The sequence below is a fragment of the uncultured Aurantimicrobium sp. genome, from assembly GCF_936931525.1.
Taxonomy (GTDB): Bacteria; Actinomycetota; Actinomycetes; order Actinomycetales; family Microbacteriaceae; genus Aurantimicrobium.
Genome location: NZ_CAKZII010000003.1, coordinates 1 through 2823 on the forward strand (window position 1 = coordinate 1; position 2823 = coordinate 2823).

The 2823-nt window shown below is 51.1% G+C and carries 3 protein-coding genes and 1 riboswitch; of the genes, 2 read left to right on the forward strand and 1 reads right to left on the reverse strand.

The genetic code is table 11. The features are described 5' to 3' along the window. Nucleotides 1–354 precede the first annotated feature (354 nt). A complete protein-coding gene (locus Q0362_RS00035; protein ID WP_298118293.1) occupies nucleotides 355–1092 on the forward strand; it encodes a BspA family leucine-rich repeat surface protein in 738 nt (245 codons plus the stop codon). 51 nt (nucleotides 1093–1143) lie between these two features. On the opposite strand, the gene Q0362_RS00040 is transcribed toward Q0362_RS00035, so the two are convergent. Then, the gene (locus tag Q0362_RS00040) at nucleotides 1144–1893 is read right to left on the reverse strand and encodes a hypothetical protein (protein WP_298118290.1); all 750 of its coding nucleotides are present in this window, start codon (nucleotides 1891–1893) and stop codon (nucleotides 1144–1146) included. 41 nt (nucleotides 1894–1934) lie between these two features. Further along, a riboswitch (SAM riboswitch) is annotated at nucleotides 1935–2052 on the reverse strand. Nucleotides 2053–2325: 273 nt separating this feature from the next. Between Q0362_RS00040 and Q0362_RS09675 the strand changes: the two genes are divergently transcribed. Next, nucleotides 2326–2721: a DUF4190 domain-containing protein gene (locus Q0362_RS09675; protein WP_366099762.1), complete on the forward strand. Its 396-nt coding sequence runs from the start codon at nucleotides 2326–2328 to the stop codon at nucleotides 2719–2721. Nucleotides 2722–2823 lie beyond the last annotated feature (102 nt).

The window sequence follows — 2823 nt, forward strand, 5'->3', positions numbered from 1 at the left end:
GCTTTGACTTTCGCATTTGTAGTGGGCTTGTCTGTTCTGGCCATTCCTGCCCAGTCTGCACAGGCCTACCCACCCACTTCGATGGGTCTCAGATTTGAAACGACGAGTGCCAACGAGGTTGCAGAATTTGGCTTCGGTGGAGATCTCGTTGGAGTCACAATCGACTGGGGTGACGGTAGTTCGCAGGTGACGGTTCCAAATGGAACGGCAGTCGCTGATGCACTTTATTCACATACGTACACGACTGTTGGTACTTATTCGGCCGTAGTCACAGCGACTAAATTAACCCACTTTGGTTATTGTGGTCTTCCTCAAAATTTTTGGAACCTTACCCAGGTTCTGAGCTGGGGGAGTATGCAAACGACAAGCTTTGAATGTGCTCTCTCTAACCGCTCTGGCTTAACGAGCGTGCCGTCCACTCTTCCAAGTAGCGTGACAAATTTGAATTTAATGTTTTTGAGTAACCACATATTTGATCAAGATCTGAGCGGATGGAATACTCACAACGTCACCGCAATGAGGGGCACCTTTCGCTCTGCCTACTCTTTCAACAACGGCGGTGCGGCGATGCCATGGGATACTTCTCACGTCACTGACATGGCCCAAATGTTTAACGGAGCTGAGGTTTTCAATCAGTCCCTTGCTGGATGGGATGTGAGCCAAGTCACCGATATGACTAGCATGCTCGACAAAGTAGTGGGGCAGACTTGGGCATTTAGTGATCAGAATTACTCCAGTATGTTGGTTGGCTGGGCGGCTCAGGCTGTGCAACCCAATCTTGTGCTCAGCGCATCCTCAAACAAAGCCACAGGTTGTGCTGCTGTCGAGGCGAGGGCTCAGTTGTTAGCTTCTCCACACAACTGGAGCTTCACAGATGTTGCGCCCACTGATGTGGTGCCCGCTGGAGGTTGTTCTGGTAGCAGCTTCTCGCCTTCACCGTCAGCGTCTGGATCTTCTTCACCTAGTGCTTCTGCGCTTGCTCAGACCGGTGCCCCAGTATTCATTGGCCTCTTCGGGTTATCTACAGCAATGCTTATGGCTGGTGTGAGTGCTCTCATTGTGAGAAGAAAGCTCAATTCAGAATCCAAGTAGTAAGGGTAGTGGCGAGAAAACCCGCCACCACCCTTCCGAGGTTTTTGTGCGTCAGCTCCAGTGCGGGTCTAGCAGTTCCTTGGTGAGCTCCACAGGATCTTGACCAGCCCGATAACGCACTAACCAGTTCGTCCACTGCTGGGCATCCAGCCGGACGAACTCAACATTGTTCAAGCCCCAGGTTGTGGTGATGAGACTGTTCTCTTGTCCCCGCTTGTGGAACTTCCTCACCTGAGTGTTGAGAACAACAAACTCTTCAGGGGTGAACCCGGCAGCTCTGAACTCAAGTGCTAACTCGATCCAGGTCTTGCTGTTGGTGATGCCGGTCTTCCTGGCGTGGTTGTCATGCAGAGCCATGATGGTTGCACCTAAGAACATGGGAGGGAACCGCAGCGTGGCTGCGGTCCATTCTCTGCGTTCTTGTTCGGTGCAGTCACCCCAGTGATCCGTGGTGGCCTCGCTGTCACGTTCAAGATTTCTCTTGTATTCAGCAATGTCCACCAAGGTGTTGCGCTGCAGTAACCACTCATAGGCGCTGAGCCCCAGGTCATCCCAGTATCTGGCAACAGCAACCCACAGCCTGTTCATGACAATGCCGTCACGACCATAGAGCTGCATGTTTTGTTGCTTGCCAATGGTGTTCAAGTCTGTGGGTGGGTTATCCAACAGAGCGTTGCTCCACAGCCTGCGCTCATGTGGCGGGATCGGTCCCCAGAGTTGTTCTCGGAGCTCGCGCAGATCTCTCGAGAGGGGGGCTTTCTCAGCTGGGTGGTTGCCCTGGCTGTTTTCGGGTGCAGACATAATGCCTCCTTGCATGTTTGGGAGGGAAGTGGTCGCTTCACTCCACTGACTTATATGACCGCTGGTGCGGCCAAATCCGTTCTTCCCCTAGGGCACCCCGCTCAATGGAAGAGGGTTGCCGGATAGCTAGCTAGGTACTTGGCGCTATCGCTCTGGAACGTGGGATTGAGTATTACACAGGGCACGGACAGTGAGGCTGGCCGTGCCCTGTTGGTGGTGCTTAGTCGTGCTCTTCATGGTTCCAATACGCAACCTGATCAAGCTCTGAACCGTATTGAAGCTTTGACATGACCTTTCGAAAGATACGTTCATCACTTGAGTCAATGTTTATTCAAAAAACGTGAATGCGACTTGCACTTCATTCAGATAAATTCGTATCGCTATTATTTGGTTCAGGGGGAATTACTTTTCCTCGGAATAGCGGGGGAAGTTATGTTCTGTTCAAAATGTGGAGAGTTGATTCCACCAGATGCCAACTACTGCAGTAAATGCGGATTAGTTGTTCGTCGAATTGACCAGCCTGTTGTGAACGCCGTTGGCGCAGGAGGAGCTCCCGTTTATCTGAGTGGGGATCCTTCACGCCCGGCCCGATTTAGTGGCACCGCGGTTACCGGTTTTGTATTGGTATTTTTCTTTCCCCTTGTTGGACTCATCGTTGGATATGTCGCTCGTTCTCAGATTAAGAACTCGCGAGGAGCACTTCGGGGTTGGGGTTTAGCAACTGCAGCAGTGGTTATCGGGTGGGTTTGGACAATAGGAACAATTCTCTTTTGGGGAGTTGTATTAACTTCCTCAAGTTTCTGGGATGGTTTCTACTCAACTATGTAGACGTTCTTTGGAACATGAGCAAATAGGCTGCTTCATTCGAAGCTTGTAAGCTTGTGTTGGCTTCAAGTTAGTGAATTTTCTAGCTTGGAATTGGGGATTATC

Excerpts from the sequence above, each read along its gene's own strand:
- Q0362_RS00035 (WP_298118293.1), top strand. The coding sequence starts at position 355 with ATGCAAACGACAAGCTTTGAATGTGCTCTCTCTAACCGCTCTGGCTTA.
- Q0362_RS00040 (WP_298118290.1), bottom strand. The coding sequence starts at position 1,893 with ATGTCTGCACCCGAAAACAGCCAGGGCAACCACCCAGCTGAGAAAGCC.
- Q0362_RS09675 (WP_366099762.1), top strand. The coding sequence starts at position 2,326 with ATGTTCTGTTCAAAATGTGGAGAGTTGATTCCACCAGATGCCAACTAC.